This is a genomic window from Arthrobacter ginsengisoli, assembly GCF_031456935.1.
Taxonomy (GTDB): Bacteria; Actinomycetota; Actinomycetes; order Actinomycetales; family Micrococcaceae; genus Arthrobacter; species Arthrobacter ginsengisoli.
The window spans coordinates 46,676-64,853 of record NZ_JAVDVQ010000023.1 but is presented as its reverse complement, the minus strand read 5'-3'; the positions used below and the strand labels follow the sequence as shown (position 1 = coordinate 64,853).

Below are 18,178 nucleotides of genomic sequence, written 5' to 3'. Positions count from 1 at the left end.
CCGATCGGCGGGCTCGTGCAGATCCCCTGCATCGAACGCAACGCGATCGCCGCCGCGAAGGCCATCAACGCCGCCAAAATGGCCCTCTGGGGCGATGGCACCCACCGCGTGTCCCTCGACGAGGTCATCATCACCATGCGCGAAACCGGCAAGGACATGAGCTCCAAATACAAGGAAACCGCCATGGGCGGACTCGCCGTCAACGTCGTCGAATGCTGATTCCGTAACTGGCCAGGCGGTCGGGGTCCTAGTTGTTCAGGGCCGCCCACAGATTCAGTGACGAAGCGAACACCAGCCAGGACAAGTAGGGGAGCATCAGCAACCCGGCGGTGCGGCTGATCGGGCCGAAGAGCAGCACCGTGGCCGCCACGGCCACCATCAGGGCCACGATGATGCCGAAGGCGATCCATAGCGCGGCCGTGCCGAGCGCCGGGTACAGGCCGAAGAACACCGGCGTCCACAGCAGGTTCAACACCAGCTGCACCGCGTAGGCCGTGAGGGCGGGCCGTGTGCCTTCGGCCCGGCGGCGCCAGACCAGCCAGGCGGCCACGGCCATGGCGATGTAGAGGATGGTCCAGACCGGCCCGAACACCCAGTTCGGCGGCGACCAGGGAGCCTTGTCCGCGGCAACATACCAGCCGTTGACGTTGCTGGCGGTGGCCAGTCCACCGAGCCCGGCAACCAGCGCGGAGGCCGCGAGGAAGCCCAGCAGCCCCAGCAGCTGGGTGCCCGCCGCGCGCTTCCCGCCCGTGTGCCCCCGGCGTCCGGATCCTGTTGTCAATGCTTGCTGGTCAGACGGCATGCTTCCAGCGTAGCCGTTCCGCCCAGGCGGGAGCATGGGGCCGGGCGGATAGACTTGAGCCTGCATGTCCGCATGCCGCCGACGCTCGTACCGCAACGATTGGATGCCGCACCCTTGCGTGAATTCACCGCCCGTTTTGCCTCTGCCGAAGAGATCGCCAACTGGGATGCCCTCGTCACCGCGAACCCCAATGGCGGCAATCTCCTGCAATCGGAGGCTTTCGCCGAGGTCAAGCAACACTTTGGCTGGAAACCACTTCACCTTGTGTACGAGACGGCCGATTACACGAGCTACAACCTCATCCTCGAGAAGTCGTTCCCGATCCTGGGCAAGCTCTGGTACCTGATCAAGGGCCCGGATGTGGCCTCGGTCGAGGACATCCCCGGCATCGCAGCGGCCAACGCCGAGTTCGTCAAGCGCGCCCGGCTTGGCGTCTTTGCCATCAAGATCGAGCCTGACATCGTGCGCTCCGAGGAGGCCGGGCGGGTGATCGAAGGTGCCGGTCTGGTCAAGACCCATAACCTCCAGCCCAACGACTCGACGGCACTGCTGGACATTTCCCCGGAAGAGAACCAGCTGCTGAGGAACCTGCATTCCCGCGGCCGCAATGCCGTCCGCCGCGCCATCCGCGAGGGCGTGGAAGTGCTCCAGGTGGAGCCCACCGAGGAGAACTTCCGCGCCATGTATGCGCTGATGACCGATACTGTGGAAGCCAAGTCCCAGGTCCGCGTCCGCGAATACGGGTACTACCGGCAGTTCTGGACCAACTTCATCAACCGGGGCCAGGGCCGGCTGCTGTTCGTCTACGAGAACGGGGTGCCGTCCGTGGGCGCCTTCGTTATCAACTACGGCCGCAAGGGCACGTACAAGGACGGCGGCTCGCTGCAGAAACGCGGCCAGTACGGTGACTCCCACCTGGTGCAGTGGACGGCCATCAGCCAGCTGAAGGGCCTCGGCTGCACCGAATACGACTTCTGCGGCACGCCCCCCAGCGACCAGCTCAAGGACACGTCCAACCCGTTCCACGGGCTGGGCCTCTTCAAGACCAGCTTCAGCAAGACCGTGACCGACTTCGTCGGCTGCTACGACCAGGTGCTGAGCCCGCTGAAGTACAAGGCCTGGATGGCCGCGGGCGAACGCGTTGCCCGCCAGCTCTACACCCGCCGCACGGGCCAGCAGTTCTACTAAACCGGCTGCCACGACAAATAAGGACGCCGGAATGACCAAGGAAACTGACGGCCGCCGCAGGCCGCACACCGACGGACTGCCCAGGACCGAGCCGATGTCGGCCACACAGGTGCGGCAGAATGCCGCGGCCAAGCGGATGCTGCGCCGGCTCGTCCAGGGCGAGAACCCGCCGACCGCCCCGATGAGCATCGTGGACCGCCTCGCCGGCAGCCCGTACGCCAACCCGATGATCCAGGTGGGCGGGATGGACACCTCTGCCCGCAAGACCATCGATTTTGCGTTGCACCTGGCCGAGTCCATGTTCCGGTACGGCGCCGGCGCCCTCGAAGTGGAAACCAGCATCATCGCCATTACGGCCGCGCTGGGCCTCAAGCACATCGAAGTGGACATCACCAACCAGTCCGTCGCCATCAACTACGCCCCCAAGGACCAGACTCCCATTTCTCTGCTGCGTGTGGTCCGGTCCTGGACCAACAACTACGCCGGGCTCTCCCAGGTGCACCAGCTGGTCACCGAAATCGTGGCCGGCGGAGTTGGCCGCGAGGAGGCTGTGCGGCGGCTCGAGGAGATCACCCACAGCTCCAAGCCGTTCCCGCGCTGGATGGTCACTGTGGCGTTCGGCGTCTTTTCCGCCGTCTTTGTCGGTGTGCTCGGCGGCGGGCCGGGAGCCTCCGCGGTCGCCTTCTTCTCCAACCTGCTGGTCAGCCTGCTGGCACGGCAGCTGGGGCGCTGGCGCACACCGGACTTCTTCATCACTGCCTCGTGTTCCTTCCTGGTCACCTTCATCGCCCTGCTCCTGTGGCGGTTCGGCGGCCTGGTCGGGATCCAGATTGCCCCGGAGATTGTGGTGGTCGGTGGCATCCTGCTGCTGCTGCCGACCGGACGGCTCGTTTCCTCGGTGCAGGACGCGATCAACGGCTTCCCGGTCACTGCGGCCGGCCGGTTCCTCTCCACCATGCTGACCTTCGGGGCGCTCGTGGCCGGCATTGCGGTCGGCTTCGTGGTCGGGGACATGACCGGCATGGAGCCGATCGACGTCACTAAAACATTCCCGCCGGCGTATGACTTATGGGTGGTGGTCATTTTGATCGCCGTCGCGGTGCTGATGATCGGCATCACCGAACAGACCTCCGTGACCCTGCTGCTGCCGACCGCCGCCGTCGGAGTTGTGGGCTATTTTGTCCTGCTCGGGGGAGAGTCGCTGGGCATCGGACCCCGGTTTTCTCCCGCGCTGGCCGCCGTCGCCATCGGTTTGCTCGCCCGGGTGGTGGCGCTTCGAATGGGTGCCCCGCAGTTGGTGGTGGCCGTTCCCGCCGGGCTGATCCTGCTGCCCGGCCTCACCATATTCCGCTCCATGTATGTGTTGACCGTTGAGGAATCGGAGATCCTGCTGGGTGCCGGGGGCATGCTCAACGCCGGGGCTATCGTGATGGGGGTGGCGGCCGGCATCGTCCTCGGTGACACGCTGGCCCGGCCCCTGACCCGCAGCCTTGCCAGCAACGAACGACGGCGGGCGCGGCGCCGCTGAGGCCTTGTGCCGTTAGATCTTGCCGATGGCCAGCTTCTTCTCGGCCTGGAAGTCGTCCTCCACCCGGCCCATCGCCCAATACCCGGACAGCGATACCTGGGAGCGCTCCAGCCCGTGCTGCCCGTAGAGCACGCTCCGCAGGGTCTTCATGTAGCCTCGCTCGCCGTGGGCAAAGACCTGCACCCGGCCCTCCGGCCAGGTGGTGTCACGCACCGCGGTGACCAGCAGGTCGCTGGCCCCGGCCGGCACGCCGCCGCGCAGGAGCCAGCGCAGCTCCACACCGGCCGGCGCGGCGATGGCCTGGATGTCGGCGTCGGTGTCCACCTCGAGGAAGGCCAGTCCGCGGGCATCCTCCGGTAGTGATTCAATCGCGGCGCCTATGGCCGGCAGCGCGGACTCATCGCCCGCGAACAGGTACCAGTCCGCCGTCGGGTCCGGGTTGTAGCCCCCGCCCGGGCCGGTGAAGATCAGGGCGTCGCCGGGCCGGGCGGCGTCGGCCCACGGGCCCGCCAGACCTTCATCGCCGTGGATCACGAAGTCGATGGCGAGTTCCCCGGCAGCCTCGTCGACCCAGCGGACGGTGTAGGTCCGGGTGTGCGGCCACTGATCCCGCGGCAGGGACTCCCGGATTTCCCAGAGGTCCAGCGGCTCCGTGTAGTTGATCCCGGGCTGGGGGAACACGATCTTGACGTACCGGTCCACGAAGGCGTTGTTGACGTACCCCGCGAAGCCCGGGCCGCCGGCAATGATCCGGACCATGTGGGGGGAGAGCTGTTCGCGGCGCAGGACGGTGAGGCTCGTCTGCGGGCGTGATTTGCGGGTGGCCGAGGTGGCAGCGGGGACTGAGGTCATGTAGTCAAGACTAGCTAAGAAGGCTGGGCGTGGCCCCGACTGTGAAGCCGACGGGGAAGGGGCGGAAGTTCCCAATCCACAGTGCCGTCCCCTTGCTCCTGGAGCAGCGTGTTGGCCTGGCTGAACGGCCGGGAGCCGAAGAATCCCCGTGCTGCCGAGAGGGGACTCGGATGGGCACTGGCGATCACCGGCGCGGTGCCCAGCAGCGGCCGGACGGTACCGGCATCCTTGCCCCAGAGGATCGCAACGAGCGGCACGGGGGAGCCGTCGGCGGTGACGCGGTTCGCCACGGCGCTGATCGCCGCCGCCGTGATGGCTTCCCATCCTCGGTTGCGGTGCGAGCCCGCTTCCCCGGCCCGGACACTGAGGACGCGGTTGAGCAGCAGCACGCCCTGGTCCGCCCACGGGCTGAGGTCGCCGTGGACCCGCGGCGAAAGGCCCAGATCGTCTTCGAGTTCCTTGTAGATATTGGCGAGGCTGCGCGGGATGGGCCGTGTGGCGCCGTCCACGGCGAAGGACAGCCCGACGGCGTGGCCCGGCGTCGGGTACGGGTCCTGGCCCACTATCAGGACCCTGACCTCCGCCAGGGGCTGCCGGAACGCCAGGAGAACGTTCGACGGCGGCGGCAGGATCGCGTGGCCCCCGGCAACTTCCCGGCCGAGGAAAGCCAGGACATCCCGCAGCTGCTGTTCCACCGGTGCCAGCGCGTCCGCCCAGCCGGCAGCAACGAGCTCATTCAACGGCAGGCGTGCCAGCTCAGCGAAACCGGGAGTCTCGGCCGACGGGGGCTGCAGCTCGAAGAGGGCATCGGAATCAAGCGCGTCGAAGGTAGGCACAGGGCCTATTCTCGCAGGGTCGCAAATGACAAGCCTGTTATTCGCCCGTAGCATGGGGAAGACTTTTCACCGGATCCAGCAAAGGGAGTGTGTCGTGGCCGAACCAGCGCAGGAGCACCCTTCGACGGCGGAATCGCTGTCCGCGGGGACCAGCCCGGAGTCCCCCCTTAGCAGCAGGGACCAGCAGATACTGGCGCTGGAACGGCAGTGGTGGAAGTACGCCGGAGCCAAAGAACAGGCGATCCGGGAGCTCTTCGACCTCTCCGCAACGCACTACTACCAGATCCTCAATGCCCTCATTGACAGTGAGGATGCGCTGGCCCACGATCCCATGTTGGTGAAGAGATTGCGTAGACTACGTACGTCACGCCAACGTGCCCGCACTGCTCGCCGCTTGGGCTCAGACGCGTAAAGCACAACCTGATGCGCGGATTCCTGCGCGGAAGCCGGTGGGCGCAAATCGTCAGAAATCAGCAAGGACGTCGTTTTGACCATGACCAAATACGCTCGGGATGAATTTGATCGGGTCCCGGAGACCTCCACACGCCAGGGTGTCCACCGGGCGGTCGCCGAATCCCGGCGTGGCCGCCGTCTGGGGCCCATCCTGGCCGTCGGCGCCGCAGCCCTGGCCGTGGGCCTCCTGGCCTTCCTGATCCTGCCGAAACTCGGATTCTCCTCTGCTGGAAGCACCCAGGCCGTATCGGCCGAGCAGGGCGGCAGCAGCGCCGCGGCGTCCCCGGCCCCCACAGCCTCCGCCCCCGCCAGCCCCGCGTCCGCCAGCCCGGCTGCCAGCGGGACACCCTCGGCGGCCGCCACGCCCTCCGTAACCCCCTCCGCAACCCCCACCGCGGCCGCCGCCGTCGACAAGACCCAGCCGGTGGCGGTCTTCAACTCCACCGCCACCGCCGGCCTGGCGAACCGCGTGGGCGGAACCGTTTCCACCGCCGGCTGGACCGTTGGCACGCTCGGAAACTGGGGCGGTGCGCCACAGCCTCGCTCCGTCATCTTCTACGCCGGCGCCGCGCAGAAGGCCAACGCCGAAGCCCTCGGAAAACTCCTGGGCATCCCGACCATGGTTGACTCGGCCGAATTCCAGCTGCCGCTGGTCGTCGTGCTGGCCCCCGGCTTCCAGTAGTCCGTCCCGGTTACGCCTGAATAACTATTGGCGCCCCGCCCGCCCGCGCCCTGCACCCCGGCCGGAGGCTGTGGGTACAGTATTTGCGGGCTGCGTTTGCATTCTGTGTCTGCATTCTGTTGCTGCATTCTGCGGGGCACATTATGGCGGACCGCCCGCCGGCCGACTGAAAAGAGTGGACACCATGGCATTGGGAACCGTCAAATGGTTCAACTCCGAAAAGGGCTACGGCTTCATCACCGTGGACAGCACCGGGGACGACGTCTTTGTGCACTGGTCGGCCATCGCCGGGGACGGCTACCGTGCCCTGACCGAGGGGCAGCGCGTGGAACTTGAAGTCGGCGAGGGCGACAAAGGCCCGCAGGCCGAAAGCGTCCGGCCCGCCCCGTGACCTTCCCCGCCGCAGCACGAGCGACGCAGGATCCTGCCGGAATGAATGCCGCCCGACAGTCTGCCGGCAGCAGCGCCGGGCGCCGGTCCGGGATGCTGAGGCGGGGCCAGGCGGTTGCCGTTGCGGCCGTGGCGGCGCTGACCATGACCGCGTGTCTGGGGCCAACGGGCGGCGCCCGCGTGGAACAGGCCGATGCGAGCGGTGACGGCATCCTGCGGATCGGGCTGATCCTCGACAACACCGGGCCGCAGAACTTCCTGAATGCCCCCCAGTTGGCCGCCGCGAAGCTCGCCGTCAGGGAGATCAACGCTGCGGGCGGCCACAAGGGAAAGCCGGTGGAGCTGCTCCCCGAGACCATCAGCGCGGACACCGCAGCGCAGGCACGGGCGCTGGTGGCGGCCAAGGCCGACGTCGTCATCGGCCCGACGGACTCCAGCCGGGCGCCCACCGCCATCGACGTCCTGTCCAACGCCAGGATCGCCATGATTTCCCCCGCGAACACCGCCAGCGGACTCAGTAGCTACGAGAGCAACGGCTACTACTTCCGTACCGCGGCAGCCGACATCGCGCAGGCTCCCGTTCTCGTCAAACTCGCCAAGGACAGTGGCGCGGCAACTCTTGCGGTGGTCTACGAGGAAGGCAGCTACGGCAAAGACGTGTCCACTGCAGTGGCCGCCGCCGCCAAGGCGTCCGGCGTCGGGACCGTCGCGGTCGTCGGTTTCGCGCCCGGCCACGCACAGCAGGCGGCCGCGGCCGCGAAGGCGGCGGCCCCGGACGCTGTTGTGCTGGTCTCCCGCGCGGGTGCCCAAGGCGCCATTGCCGAACTGAACAACGCCGGCCTTGCCGGCAAGAAGCTCATCCTCAGCGACGGCGCGGTCAACCAATACGGTTCCGGCCTCGGGTCGCGTGCCCTCGAGGGCACGCGCGGCATCCTGCCGGGGACCTTTGCGTCCGCACACTTCCAGGCCGAACTGGTCTCCGTGGATCCGGAGCTGACGGACATGACCTTTGCCGCCGAAGCGTACGACGCCGCCAACCTCGCCGCCATCGCGGCCGCTGCTGCCCAGGACGACGCCGGAACCTCCATTGCGGCCAGCCTGATCGCCGTTTCGGGCGGCAAAGTGCAGGGCCCGGGCAGCGCTGGCCCCGGCGGCGAAGCCGCGGTCTGCAAGAGTTACCAGGAGTGCCTGGACGCCATCCGGTCCGGAAAGCGACCCGATTACGACGGGGAGTCCGGGCCGATCAGCTTTGACTCCCGTGGAGACGTCAGCACCGCGAACTACGTTGTCTACCGCTACGGCGCGGACAACAGGGCAACCATGAGCGGCAGCGAAACAGCCAACAGCACCGCGAGTTAATCGCCCTTAGCGTATTGAGCCGTGCCAGGGGCGCTCAGCGGGCCGAACAGGGGCACTCCGGCACGCCCGCTGCTTGCACTCTCCCCGGGGGAGTGCTAATTATTGACTTAGCACTCCCGCGTATTGACTGCTAAAACAACGCCCGGTTCGCCCGGTCACGGAGTTGAAGCGGCCGGTCCGGGAGCGAGAGAAACACCTGGCTGGGGTGAGATCCCTGGCCTTGCGGCATACAGAGGCCGCAGGGCAAGGATCGTCCGTCGCGGGCACCGCAGCGAAGGTTCATTCTTAACGACTGTCCCGAAAGGACTACTGCCGTTATGGCCAAGATCATTGCATTTGATGAAGAGGCACGCCGCGGTCTTGAGCGGGGCCTGAACATCCTCGCCGACGCCGTCAAGGTCACCCTCGGCCCGCGTGGACGCAACGTCGTCCTCGAAAAGAAGTGGGGTGCCCCCACGATCACCAACGATGGTGTTTCCATCGCCAAGGAGATCGAGCTGGACGACCCTTACGAAAAGATCGGCGCCGAGCTGGTCAAGGAAGTTGCCAAGAAGACGGATGACGTCGCCGGCGATGGAACCACCACCGCTACCGTGCTGGCCCAGGCCCTGGTCAAGGAAGGCCTGCGGAACGTCGCGGCCGGCGCTGATCCCCTGTCCCTCAAGCGCGGCATCGAGAAGGCTGTCGAAGCCGTCACCCGCGAGCTCCTGGCCTCCGCCAAGGAAATCGAAACCAAGGAAGAGATTGCGGCCACCGCGTCCATCTCTGCCGGTGACAACGAAATTGGCGCACTGATTGCCGAGGCCCTGGATAAGGTCGGCAAGGAAGGCGTCATCACCGTCGAGGAGTCCAACACCTTCGGCCTGGAGCTCGAGCTCACCGAAGGCATGCGCTTCGACAAGGGCTACATCTCCGCTTACTTCGTCACCGACGCCGAGCGCCAGGAAACGGTCCTTGAGGATCCGTACATCCTGATCGTCAACTCCAAGATCTCCAACGTCAAGGAATTGGTTGCTGTCCTCGAGAAGGTCATGCAGTCCTCCAAGCCGCTGCTGATCATTGCCGAAGACATCGAGGGCGAGGCCCTGGCCACCCTGATCGTCAACAAGATCCGCGGCACCTTCAAGTCCGTCGCCGTCAAGGCTCCGGGCTTCGGCGACCGCCGCAAGGCGCAGCTCGCGGACATCGCCATCCTCACCGGTGGCCAGGTCATCTCCGAGGAAGTCGGCCTCAAGCTTGAGACCGCCGGCCTCGAACTCCTCGGCCGCGCCCGCAAGGTCGTCGTCACCAAGGATGAGACCACCATCGTCGAGGGTGCAGGCGACGCTGACCAGATTGCTGGCCGCGTTTCCCAGATCCGTGCCGAGATCGAGAACTCCGATTCCGATTACGACCGCGAGAAGCTGCAGGAGCGCCTGGCCAAGCTGGCCGGCGGCGTTGCAGTCATCAAGGCCGGTGCCGCAACCGAAGTTGAGCTCAAGGAACGCAAGCACCGCATTGAGGACGCTGTCCGCAACGCCAAGGCTGCTGTCGAAGAGGGCATCGTCGCCGGCGGTGGCGTGGCCCTGATCCAGGCCGGCGCCAAGGCCTTCGCGAACCTGCAGCTCGAAGGCGACGAGGCAACCGGTGCGAACATCGTCCGCGTTGCCATCGACGCCCCGCTGAAGCAGATCGCCTTCAACGCCGGCCTCGAGCCGGGCGTTGTCGTGGACAAGGTCCGCGGCCTGCCCGCAGGCCACGGCCTGAACGCAGCAACCGGCGAGTACGTCGACCTGCTGGCTGCCGGCATCAACGACCCGGTCAAGGTAACCCGCTCTGCCCTGCAGAACGCGGCTTCCATTGCCGGCCTGTTCCTCACCACCGAGGCCGTTGTGGCCGACAAGCCCGAGAAGGGTGGCGCCCCGATGGGCGGCGGCGATGACATGGGCGGCATGGGCGGCATGGGCGGTTTCTAACCACCCGGCTTCCGGCGCTGCGCAGTTCAGCGCTGAACGTCCAGTTCAACGACGGCGGTCCCTCCTTCGGGTGGGGCCGCCGTCGGCGTTAACCCCCGCAGGAGCGACCGTCACTGCCGGCGGCGGACACCGGTGCCTGCGGGGGTCTGGCAGGATGGTGCAGTGACGATTACTGCAGCAGCCGACGGTTCGGCATTAGGAAATCCCGGCCCGGCCGGATGGGCCTGGTACGTAAACGACGACTGCTGGCGGGCCGGGGGATGGCCCCATGGCACCAACAACATGGGCGAGCTCATGGCCGTGCTGGATCTCTTCCGCTCCACCGCGCATCTGCCGGGTGAGGATCTGCACATTCTCTGCGACAGCCAGTACGTCATCAACTCCGTGACGAAGTGGATGCCGGGCTGGAAGCGCAAGGGCTGGCGCAAGTCCGACGGCAAGCCCGTGATGAACGTCGACCTGCTCAAGGAGATCGACCAGGCACTGGTCGGCCGCAAATACAGGTTCGAATGGGTGCGCGGCCACGCCGGACATGACCTTAACGAGGCAGCGGATGACCGCGCCAGGGCCGCTGCCACGTCCTACCAGCAGGGCGTCGCGGTGCGCCAGGGTCCCGGATTCGGCGCCGCGGCAGGTGCCGCCCAGGCACCCCCGGCACCTGCAACCGCCCAGGCGGCCCCCGCGGCCGCCCAGGGGGCACCCGCCGCGTCTCAGGCAGCACCCGCGGCCGCCCAGGCGGCCACGGCGCCCTCCGCCCGGCAGCAGCTCTTCGGGGAGCCAACGCTCTTTGACGAACCCGACCTTTTCAGCGAACTCGACGAGGACACCACCCCCGCGCCAGGCACGGACGCCAGCCCGGAAGCCATCGTTGAGTCACTGGAGCGCGAACTGCTCCTGCCGGAAACGCGCGCCGACCTCGGCCGCACCGGTGTGCTGCTGCACCGGGACTTCACTGAAATCGGCAGTTCGGGCCGGATCTGGACCCGGGACGCCATGATGATGTCCCTCGCAGAGGAGCCGGCCGGCCCGACCGAGCTGGAAATGCTGGGCGCAGACCGGCTGGGCGAGCAGACCATCCTGCTGACCTACCGCAGCCGGGCCCGATCGGGGACGGCCCTGCGCAGCTCCCTGTGGGTCCATGACGGCGCCCAATGGCGGCTACGTTTCCACCAGGGCACCCCCGAGGCCTGAGCCCGTCTCCGGCGCGGTGGGCGCCCGTCAGCTGAACCGCTGGGTGTTGTGCAGTTCGGCCTGGGCGTAGCTCGCGGCCGCGGAATTCAGCGCGAGGTTGATCGACGCGAGGGAGGCCTCAACCTTCCCTTGGGTCAGGGTCCACTCGGAGACCAGGGCCTGGAAATTGGTGGCGGCCGAGCCGTGCCACGTGGCCTGCAACTCGTCGAGGCCGCGCTTCATGGCCTGGACGTCAGCGCTGATCCGGTCGACCGTAGCCTTGACAGTCGCTGACTTGAGCTGGAGGAGCTCCGTGTCGACGGAGATGATGCTCATGGGATGACCTCTCGACGGTGATCCGGAATCTCCGGACCTTCCGAGCGTAGGCAGGCGCCGGGACGCCGGGGAACGGCCGGTCCCCGGTATGTGGAAAACCTTCGGAAGCCCGGCGGGCTATTCCCCGTCCGCGTGGCCGCTGCCGGCCCGTGGACCGGAGCCGGCGCGTGCGTCCGAATCGGCGCGTGCCTCCGCGTGGGCTTGTGAACCGGCGTCCGAGGCGTCCTCGTCGAGGAACGGCAGGCTGACCACCAGGGTAGCGCCGCCGCCGTCGGTTTTCGCGACCCTGACGGTGCCGGAATGCGAGCCGACGATGGCCGCGACGATCGCCAGCCCCAACCCGCTGCCGCCGGTCTCCCGGGTACGGGACGTGTCCGCGCGGTAGAACCGCTCGAAGATCCGCGCGGCTTCCTCGTCCGGGACACCGGGACCGTGGTCGCGGACCTCAATGACGGACTCCCGCGTGCCGTCGTGGCCGGTCCGCACGCCGACGGCCAGCTCAATCGGTGTGCCGTCGGGAGTGTAGCGCAGGGCGTTGCCCACGAGATTCCCGACGACCTGCCGCAGTTTTGCCTCGTCGCCGAGCACCGGCGCGGGCGCGGCGGGGCGGCCGTCAAGCCCGGTCAGCGAAATGGTGCGGCCGCGGTCGCTCGCCTGCGTGTCCACAACGGCGTCGTTGGCAAGCAGCAGCAGATCGGCCGGTTTCTGCTGCAGCGGCCGTTGCTCATCGATCCTGGCGAGCAGCAGCAGGTCCTCCACCATGGTCCCCATCCGCTTGGCTTCGCTTTCGATCCTCCCCATGGCGGTCGCCACATCCTCGGGTGTGGACAGCGCGCCGTGCCGGTACAGCTCGGAGAAACCACGGATCGTCACCAGCGGGGTCCGCAGTTCGTGTGAGGCGTCGGCGGCGAAGCGGCGCATCCGCGCCTCGGAGGCCATCCGGGCGGCGAAGGCCGTCTCGATGTGGGCGAGCATGGCATTGAGGGAACTGCCCAGCCGACCCACCTCGGTGTGGGGGTTTTCGACTTCGACGCGCCGGGAGAGGTCGCCGGCGGCAATCGCTGCGGCGGTCTTTTCGACCCGGGCCAGTGGCCGGAAGGACCGCGAAATGCTCCAGGTGGCGATGAAGAACGCCAGGACCAGGGTCAGCAGTCCGATTCCGACGACCACCAGGAGGGCGTGTTCCATCACGGAATCGACCGGCCACAGCGGGAGCCCGATGACCACCACGGAGCTGCGCTGGTTGCTGTCCACAACGTTGAGTGCGACGACCCGCCAGTTGTGCCCGTCGGTGCCGCGGACCTGGAACGGGTTCTGCTGCCGGTCCCCGGCGTCCGCGGCGCTGATGCTCGTGATATCCGGGTGGAGTTCCCTGTCGCCGCCGAACGGCAACGGCGGCTGCCCCGGTGTGAAGAGGATCAGCGAGTAGTCGGTGGGGATGCTCTCATTCTTGTCCTGCAGCTGGCTGAACGACTGCTGCTGGCGGACCGAGGCCACGGCGGCCCGGAGCTTGTCGTCGACCTGCCCCTGCAGATTGCTGTGCAGCAGGGTCAGGGTTGCAGCGCCCGTGGCGGTGAGGGCCACCAGCATCAGGGCGGTCATGATGGCGACGAGCTGCGACCTGAGCGACGCCGACTGCCAGCGGTGGAGCAGCAAGGTCAGCGCTTCTCGGCCGTCCGCAGCACGTAGCCGACGCCGCGCTTGGTCTGGATCAGGGCCGGGGCGTCGGGGTCAATGTCCACCTTGCGGCGCAAATACGAGATATAGGACTCTACGATCGAGGCATCGCCGTTGAAGTCGTATTCCCAGACGTGGTCCAGGATCTGGGCCTTGGAGAGCACCCGGTTGGGATTCAGCATGAGGTAGCGCAGCAGCTTGAACTCGGTGGGGGACAGCTCAATCACCGTGCCGCCGCGGCGAACCTCGTGGGCGTCATCGTCGAGCTCCAGGTCATCGACCCGGATGACCGCGTCGTCATCCTGCAGGGGCTGTGTGCGGCGCAGGACGGCGCGGATGCGTGCCACGACCTCGTCGAGGCTGAACGGCTTAGTGACGTAGTCGTCACCGCCGACGGTGAGGCCCATGACCTTGTCTTCGGTGTCATCCTTGGCGGTCAGGAAGAGCACCGGGAAGTGCTTGCCGGCGGCGCGCAGCCGGCGGGTGACGGTGAAGCCGTCCATGTCCGGCAGCATGACATCCAGGACGGCCAGATCGGGGGCATGGAGATCGGCCGCGGCCAAAGCCTCGCGCCCGTTGGAGGCGGAAATGACTTCAAAGCCGGCAAAGCGCAGCGAGGTGGAGAGCAGTTCGCGGATGTTCGGTTCATCATCAACGACGAGCAGCTTGGCTTCGGGACCGTTCTTTTTCATAGTTCCCATGATGCTCCCAGACTCTGGGAGTTTTCTGAATGGCAGATGTGTGCCGGGTGGACCGCGCGCAGGGCGCCAGCGGCGGGAATGTTCGACGCCCGGCCCCGCCGGCCGGGCGTCAGCTGGCCGTTCCGACGTCCTTGGCGTCCATGATCCGGTAGGCGTAGCCCTGCTCGGCCAGGAAGCGCTGGCGCTTGGCCGCAAAGTCCTGGTCCAGGGTGTCCCTGGCCACCAGGGAGTAAAACCGTGCGGCGCGGCCGTCCTTCTTGGGGCGCAGCAGCCGGCCCAGGCGCTGGGCCTCTTCCTGCCGGGAGCCGAAGGAGCCGGAGACCTGGATCGCGACGGAAGCCTCCGGCAGGTCGATCGAGAAGTTGGCGACCTTGGACACGACGAGGGTCTGCACCTCGCCGGCGCGGAAGGCCGCGAAGAGCTTCTGGCGGTCCTTGACGGAGGTGTCGCCCTTGATCACCGGCGCCTGGAGGCGCTCGCCGATCTCATCCAGCTGGTCGATGTACTGGCCAATCACCAGCAGCTGTTCGCCGGCGTGCTCGGCCACGAGCTGTTCCACCACCAGGGTCTTGGACTCGGACGTGGCGCACAGCCGGTACTTGTCCGCGTCCTCGGCCATGGCATAGGCCACCCGTTCGTCGCGGGGCAGGTCGATCCGGACCTCGACGCAGTCGGCGGGCGCGATGTAGCCCTGCGCCTCGATGTCCTTCCACGGCGCGTCGTAGCGCTTCGGTCCGATCAGGCTGAAGACTTCGCCCTCGCGGCCGTCCTCGCGGACCAGCGTGGCGGTCAGGCCGAGCCGGCGGCGCGCCTGCAGGTCCGCCGTCATCCGGAAGATCGGGGCGGGCAGGAGATGGACCTCGTCGTAGATGATGAGCCCCCAGTCGTTGCCGTCCACCAGCTCCAGATGGGGGTAGAGCCCGCCCCGCTTGGTGGTCAGCACCTGGTAGGTGGCGATCGTGACCGGGCGGACTTCCTTGACGGGGCCGGAGTATTCGCCGATCTCCTCATCGGTGAGGGAGGTCCGCTTGAGCAGCTCGTCCTTCCACTGCCGGGCGGAGACCGTGTTGGTCACCAGGATCAGTGTCGTGGTGGAGCTGGTGGCCATCGCGGCGGCACCGACCAGCGTTTTGCCGGCTCCGCAGGGCAGCACCACGACCCCGCTGCCGCCGGCCCAGAAGTTCTCCATGGCCAGCCGCTGGTAGGGGCGGAGCTTCCAGCCGGATTCGTCGAGCATGATGGGGTGCGGCGTGCCGTCGACATAGCCGGCCAGGTCCTCGGCCGGCCAGCCGATCTTGAGCAGCAGCTGCTTGAGCTGTCCGCGCTGGGAAGAGTGCACGACGACGGTTTCGCCGTCGATCCGGGGCCCGAGCAAGGGGGCGATCTTCCTGGCGCGGCTGACCTCCTCCAGCACCGGGTAATCAGAGGTGCGCATGACGAGGCCGTGCTGGGGATCCTTTTCGAGCCGCAGCCGGCCGTACCGGGACATGGTCTCTTCGACATCGATGAGCAGGGAATGGGGCACCGGGAAACGGGAGTACTTCAGCAGCGTGTCCAGCACTTTTTCGGCGTCGAGGCCGGCGGCCCGGGCGTTCCAGAGGCCCAGCGGCGTGAGCCGGTAGCTGTGCATGTGCTCGGGGGCGCGTTCCAGCTCGGCGAACGCGGCGATGGCGTGGCGTGCCTCGGTGGCGAGTTCGTGGTCGACTTCGAGCAGGATGGTTTTGTCACTCTGGACGATCAGCGGTCCATCGTTCACTGGAGCAGTTCCTCTGCGGCTTCGACGTCAATGATCCGGTGGATGGACAGCACGCGTTCGGTTTCCTTGTCCGGGTCGAACACCCGGACCCGTCCGCCGTTCACAGCCACCGGGACAACCGTTTCCCGAACGGCATTCCCCATGCTGTCCACGACGTTTATCACCACTCGCTGTTTAAGCCGGATCGCCTTCTGCAGGGTTTCCAGCCCCAGCTGGGTTGCTTCCTCGCTGCCCGGGATGACGGCGGGGTGCCCGCCGGGGCTGCCCGCGGCGGGCCGTTCGCTGCGCAGCACGGCCAGCTGGGCGTCGACGTCGGCTTCCGGAGGAGCGGTGCGCGGAGCACTGTAGACCGGCCGCGCGCCGCCGGACACCGCGGTGTTGCGCCGCAGCCGGACGCCGCCGGCCTCGGATTCCTCCACCGCCGGGGACAGCCCCAGGTTGCGGAGGATCTGCGCCGTTTCCCGCGGTGCCGCGTGCGAGATCAGCACCGTGGCCGCGATCCGGACCAAACGCAGTCCGGACGCGCCGGGCATGTTGAGCAGTTCCAGGAGCGCCGTTTCGTCATCGCTTTGGATGAAGCTCGCGGCGGACCCCACGCGCAGCCTGGCATGCCGGGCGGCAGTGTCCTCGATCAGGTACTTCAGCGGCTGCGGGATCGCCGTGGCTGAGTGCACGCCCAGGAAATCCAGCATCGCCTGGGCATCCTGGCCCGCGTCGAGCGCGCGCCGGACGGAAGCGACCGAGAAACGGTAGATGGTGGCCGGGCCCTGGCCTTCGGCGTCGGCCATGGCGAGGAGCTTTTCGGTCAGTTCCGGCGCGAGGTAGCCGGGCGCCACGGCGGTGAGGTCGGCCTGGAGCAGGACGTGGTTCAGCGCGGCCGGCAGGTGTTCGCCCAGGATCCCCATCGCCTCGTCGGGCTGTTCAGCGGCGATGGCCGCCCCGATCTGGCTGAGCGCGCCGGAGCCGATCAGGCCGAGCATCTCCGCCTCGGCCAGGACCCCCCGGATCAGCGAGCTGAAACGCCGTGCCATCCGGGGCTGGGTCCAGTCGGCGCGCTCGAGCACGGCCGCGGCGTCCAGGACCGGTGCCTGCCCGTCCGCGGCAGCGGCCTCCCCGGTCAGCTCAGCCAGAATTTCCAGGATCCGCTTCCGGACCACGGGAGCGTCCGGGCGCTGCGCCTCGGCCGAGAGAGCGTTGACGGTGTTCCCGGCCGCGCCCCGGTGGAGCGCCGGGACGGCGGCCTGGCCGTTGACGGGCTGGCCGACGAGGGAGGGCGCCCGCTCGCTGGCGAGCCAGGCATTGACCAGCCAGAGCCACTGCTCCTGCCGCGGAAGCGTCAGCCATTCCAGCTGCTCCGTCTGGACCCAGGCGGAGCTGTCCACGTCGAGGCGGATGAGGCCGGACAGGGCGCAAAACTCCGCCAGCACACCGGCGTCGTGCAGCTCGAGCCGCAGACAGTCCGCCAGGCGCTTCAGCTCCCTGACTCCCACGCCGCCGCTGCGCAGGGTGACGAGGGGCTGTTCCCGGACGGCGTAGAGCAGTTCGCCCACCAGCCGCAGGGTCTCCGCGATCGCGCCCAGGGCGGCGTTGCGGCGCAGCGCGGCCGAGGTGGAACCCATCCGCGGCACCGGCGGGGTCAGGGCAAACTTTTCGATCACAAAACCGCCACGCAAGGACACGCCGACGCTGTGCGGAAGTTCCACGTGGGCGGCGTCCAGCGGCACCAGCAGCCCACGGGCCAGGAGCCAGTCCACCGGCCCGACGTCGGCGGCCTCGTGCAGCACGGAGGCGCGCCGCTGCGCCTGGGGAACGGCGCCCATGGCCCAGTTGCCGAAGCGCGCAAGCAGGGCCGCAGTGCGGTCCGGGGCGGCGGCGAGGATCTGCCGGAGGGACTCCGGGGTGGCGGTCCAGTGCTGCAGCGACAGTGCGGCCTCCATTGGCGTGGTCGCCGGGGAGATCGCTGCGCCGCTCCGGTGCAGTTCCGCGACCAGCTGGACCACGCGCTGCGCGAAGGGCGGCTGGAGACGCACGAGTTCGGTGTAGCTGCGCCCCAGCCCGGCCGGGTAGATTCCGATCACGTCCTTGAGGCTGCCCACCGGCAGGTAATACCGCAGTTTCGTGCCGGCAGCCGGCGTGGTGCCGTGCGGGGGTTCCGCCCGGTGAACCAGAGCCAGTTCCTGCAGCGAATGCAGCATTTTTTCAAGGGAGCTCAGCGTGGCACCGTTGATGAGTTTCTTCAGCATCGGGGCGGATGCGCTGTGTCCGGTGTCCGTGTTCGTGCACAGGTGGAGGGTCTCGAGGACTTGCATTTCCGGGCGGTTGAGCCGCTCCAGGGCGCGCTGCACGCTGACGCGGCCGCTGGCCCGGGCCGCGAGGGCCGCAAAGTCCGGCACGCCGGGAGAGATGAGGTCCGGCCGCGCGGAGAACAGGGCCCGCAACGAATCGTCGCTGCGTGCCTGGAGTTCCTTGCTGAGCGCGCGGATCAGGGACATC

17 protein-coding genes are annotated in these 18,178 nt (G+C 67.7%); 9 read left to right on the top strand and 8 right to left on the bottom strand.

The annotated features are described in order from the left end of the window. Positions 1 to 219 (top strand): L-serine ammonia-lyase, iron-sulfur-dependent, subunit alpha (locus J2X01_RS18675; RefSeq protein WP_310060929.1); only part of this gene is annotated, 219 nt, incomplete at its 5' end. Between the two features lie 28 nt (positions 220 to 247). Here J2X01_RS18675 and J2X01_RS18670 read toward each other — a convergent pair. Next, positions 248 to 802, bottom strand: a complete 555-nt coding sequence (locus J2X01_RS18670; RefSeq protein ID WP_310060926.1) for a TspO/MBR family protein — start codon at positions 800 to 802, stop codon at positions 248 to 250. A 114-nt stretch (positions 803 to 916) separates the two neighbouring features. On the opposite strand from J2X01_RS18670, the gene J2X01_RS18665 reads away from it, so the two are divergent. Both J2X01_RS18665 and J2X01_RS18660 read left to right on the top strand, forming a co-directional pair. After that, complete coding sequence (locus J2X01_RS18665; RefSeq protein WP_310060924.1) at positions 917 to 1,990, top strand: lipid II:glycine glycyltransferase FemX; 1,074 nt, start codon at positions 917 to 919, stop codon at positions 1,988 to 1,990. A 31-nt stretch (positions 1,991 to 2,021) separates the two neighbouring features. After that, positions 2,022 to 3,518 (top strand): threonine/serine exporter family protein, encoded by a 1,497-nt coding sequence (locus J2X01_RS18660; RefSeq protein ID WP_310060922.1) that lies wholly within the window; start codon positions 2,022 to 2,024, stop codon positions 3,516 to 3,518. A 12-nt stretch (positions 3,519 to 3,530) separates the two neighbouring features. Here J2X01_RS18660 and J2X01_RS18655 read toward each other — a convergent pair whose 3' ends face one another. Together J2X01_RS18655 and J2X01_RS18650 are read right to left on the bottom strand one after the other, a co-directional pair. After that, positions 3,531 to 4,370, bottom strand: coding sequence for a siderophore-interacting protein (locus J2X01_RS18655; protein ID WP_310060919.1), 840 nt, complete (start codon positions 4,368 to 4,370; stop codon positions 3,531 to 3,533). Positions 4,371 to 4,384: 14 nt separating this feature from the next. Beyond that, entirely contained in the window at positions 4,385 to 5,206 is an 822-nt protein-coding gene (locus tag J2X01_RS18650; RefSeq protein ID WP_310060916.1) for a uracil-DNA glycosylase, read from the bottom strand. Between the two features lie 94 nt (positions 5,207 to 5,300). Here J2X01_RS18650 and J2X01_RS18645 point away from each other — a divergent pair, with 94 nt between their 5' ends. The 6 genes from J2X01_RS18645 to J2X01_RS18620 all read left to right on the top strand — a co-directional run bounded on the left by J2X01_RS18645 (position 5,301) and on the right by J2X01_RS18620 (position 11,236). Further along, complete coding sequence (locus J2X01_RS18645; RefSeq protein ID WP_374724995.1) at positions 5,301 to 5,618, top strand: DUF3263 domain-containing protein; 318 nt, start codon at positions 5,301 to 5,303, stop codon at positions 5,616 to 5,618. An 81-nt stretch (positions 5,619 to 5,699) separates the two neighbouring features. Further along, entirely contained in the window at positions 5,700 to 6,341 is a 642-nt protein-coding gene (locus J2X01_RS18640; RefSeq protein ID WP_310060913.1) for a LytR C-terminal domain-containing protein, read from the top strand. Positions 6,342 to 6,525: 184 nt separating this feature from the next. After that, positions 6,526 to 6,732 (top strand): cold-shock protein, encoded by a 207-nt coding sequence (locus tag J2X01_RS18635; RefSeq protein ID WP_310060910.1) that lies wholly within the window; start codon positions 6,526 to 6,528, stop codon positions 6,730 to 6,732. Between the two features lie 41 nt (positions 6,733 to 6,773). Beyond that, on the top strand, positions 6,774 to 8,090 hold the full coding sequence (locus J2X01_RS18630) for an ABC transporter substrate-binding protein (RefSeq protein ID WP_374724994.1): 1,317 nt from the start codon (positions 6,774 to 6,776) through the stop codon (positions 8,088 to 8,090). Between the two features lie 317 nt (positions 8,091 to 8,407). Next, complete coding sequence (gene groL, locus J2X01_RS18625) at positions 8,408 to 10,045, top strand: chaperonin GroEL (protein WP_310060907.1); 1,638 nt, start codon at positions 8,408 to 8,410, stop codon at positions 10,043 to 10,045. 162 nt (positions 10,046 to 10,207) lie between these two features. Next, a complete protein-coding gene (locus tag J2X01_RS18620; RefSeq protein ID WP_310060905.1) occupies positions 10,208 to 11,236 on the top strand; it encodes an RNase H family protein in 1,029 nt (342 codons plus the stop codon). 27 nt (positions 11,237 to 11,263) lie between these two features. Here J2X01_RS18620 and J2X01_RS18615 read toward each other — a convergent pair whose 3' ends face one another. From J2X01_RS18615 to J2X01_RS18595, 5 genes are all read right to left on the bottom strand, one after another. Then, complete coding sequence (locus J2X01_RS18615; protein ID WP_310060902.1) at positions 11,264 to 11,551, bottom strand: WXG100 family type VII secretion target; 288 nt, start codon at positions 11,549 to 11,551, stop codon at positions 11,264 to 11,266. A 117-nt stretch (positions 11,552 to 11,668) separates the two neighbouring features. Beyond that, positions 11,669 to 13,204 carry a sensor histidine kinase gene (locus tag J2X01_RS18610; RefSeq protein ID WP_310060938.1) on the bottom strand — a complete coding sequence of 512 codons (1,536 nt, stop codon included), beginning with the start codon at positions 13,202 to 13,204 and terminating at the stop codon, positions 11,669 to 11,671. A 5-nt stretch (positions 13,205 to 13,209) separates the two neighbouring features. After that, on the bottom strand, positions 13,210 to 13,920 hold the full coding sequence (locus J2X01_RS18605) for a response regulator transcription factor (protein ID WP_310060935.1): 711 nt from the start codon (positions 13,918 to 13,920) through the stop codon (positions 13,210 to 13,212). 118 nt (positions 13,921 to 14,038) lie between these two features. Continuing rightward, positions 14,039 to 15,685: a DNA repair helicase XPB gene (locus J2X01_RS18600; protein ID WP_310060899.1), complete on the bottom strand. Its 1,647-nt coding sequence runs from the start codon at positions 15,683 to 15,685 to the stop codon at positions 14,039 to 14,041. After that, complete coding sequence (locus J2X01_RS18595) at positions 15,682 to 18,177, bottom strand: helicase-associated domain-containing protein (RefSeq protein ID WP_310060896.1); 2,496 nt, start codon at positions 18,175 to 18,177, stop codon at positions 15,682 to 15,684. Before J2X01_RS18595 ends, J2X01_RS18600 begins: the two co-directional genes overlap by 4 nt. Between the last annotated feature and the right edge of the window lies 1 nt (position 18,178).

Coding starts and splice junctions, on each gene's coding strand:
- J2X01_RS18660 (WP_310060922.1), top strand. CDS start 2,022: ATGACCAAGGAAACTGACGGCCGCCGCAGGCCGCACACCGACGGACTG.
- J2X01_RS18640 (WP_310060913.1), top strand. CDS start 5,700: ATGACCAAATACGCTCGGGATGAATTTGATCGGGTCCCGGAGACCTCC.
- J2X01_RS18635 (WP_310060910.1), top strand. CDS start 6,526: ATGGCATTGGGAACCGTCAAATGGTTCAACTCCGAAAAGGGCTACGGC.
- J2X01_RS18630 (WP_374724994.1), top strand. CDS start 6,774: ATGAATGCCGCCCGACAGTCTGCCGGCAGCAGCGCCGGGCGCCGGTCC.
- J2X01_RS18595 (WP_310060896.1), bottom strand. CDS start 18,177: ATGTCCCTGATCCGCGCGCTCAGCAAGGAACTCCAGGCACGCAGCGAC.
- J2X01_RS18655 (WP_310060919.1), bottom strand. CDS start 4,370: ATGACCTCAGTCCCCGCTGCCACCTCGGCCACCCGCAAATCACGCCCG.
- groL (WP_310060907.1), top strand. CDS start 8,408: ATGGCCAAGATCATTGCATTTGATGAAGAGGCACGCCGCGGTCTTGAG.
- J2X01_RS18605 (WP_310060935.1), bottom strand. CDS start 13,920: ATGAAAAAGAACGGTCCCGAAGCCAAGCTGCTCGTCGTTGATGATGAA.
- J2X01_RS18670 (WP_310060926.1), bottom strand. CDS start 802: ATGCCGTCTGACCAGCAAGCATTGACAACAGGATCCGGACGCCGGGGG.
- J2X01_RS18615 (WP_310060902.1), bottom strand. CDS start 11,551: ATGAGCATCATCTCCGTCGACACGGAGCTCCTCCAGCTCAAGTCAGCG.